At 73.7% G+C, this 1143-nt stretch carries 1 protein-coding gene; it reads left to right on the top strand.

Annotated elements, in window-relative coordinates; genetic code table 11:
* On the top strand, positions 1-462 hold a 462-nt coding region (locus tag AC0CYZ_RS30980; RefSeq protein WP_472221987.1), incomplete at its 5' end, for a methionine adenosyltransferase domain-containing protein.
* Between the last annotated feature and the right edge of the window lie 681 nt (positions 463-1143).

The following is a 1143-nucleotide window of genomic DNA, read 5'->3' as shown; positions in this document are numbered from 1 at the left end:
GTCACCGGCGGCCCCATGGGTGACGCCGGCCTGACCGGCCGCAAGATCATCGTCGACACCTACGGCGGCTACGCCCGCCACGGCGGCGGCGCCTTCTCCGGCAAGGACCCGTCGAAGGTCGACCGCTCGGCCGCCTACGCGGTCCGCTGGGTGGCGAAGAACGTCGTCGCCGCCGGCCTCGCGAAGCGCGCCGAGGTCCAGGTCGCGTACGCCATCGGCAAGGCCGAGCCCGTCGGGGTCTTCCTGGAGACCTTCGGCACCGCCAACGTCGACCCGGCCAAGATCGAGAAGGCCATCGCCGAGGTGTTCGACCTGCGCCCCGGCGCGATCGTCCGCGACCTCGAGCTGCTGCGCCCGATCTACCAGCCGACCGCGGCGTACGGCCACTTCGGCCGTGACGACCTCGACCTGCCCTGGGAGCGCACCGACCGCGCGGACCAGCTGAAGTCGATCGCCAGCTGACCTCGTCCGTTCCTCCGGCGCCGGCCCGGCCGCTCCCTCGCTTCGCGTGGGGGTGGCCGGGCCGTCGTCGTGTTCGGGACGCCCCGTGGTGCCAGCGAAGCGTCGACGCTTGCAGCCAGTGGCAGTATCTCCACTTCGTCGACGAGGCCGGGCCGGCGGCGTCCCGACGAGGGGCACACCACACAGGTCCGGCCGCCCTCGAACGTGCCCAGCGTGCCCATGATCACCGTGGCCGGGCGAGCGAGCCGAGAACCCCTCGACGAGGGGCACACCACGCAGCTCCGACCGCCCTCGAACCTGCCCAGCGTGCCCATGATCACCGTGGCCGGGCGCGCAAGCCGAACCCCTCCACGAAGGGCACACCACGGAGCTCCGACCGCCCTCGAACCTGCCCAGCGTGCCCATGATCACCGTCGCCGGGCGCGCAAGCCGAACCCGCTCGACGAGGGGCACACCACGCAGCCCCGACCGCCCTCGAACCTGCCCCGTGTGCCCGTGATCATCGCGAAGCGGGCGATCGCCCGGGACCGACCCCGGACCGACGGCCCCCTCTGGTAGACCGGCGCGCGTGAGCGGAACCCGGGCCGGCGACGAGGACGTCCTCGCGCTGCCCGGCATGCCCGACGCCGAGCCGGCCCCGACCCCGCCGCCGAAGCGCCCACCGGCCACGCCCAAGCACAA

The sequence above is a fragment of the Actinomycetospora sp. genome (assembly GCF_055612215.1).
Note: the sequence above shows the minus strand (reverse complement) of the source record. Positions and strands in the feature narration are given on the sequence as shown.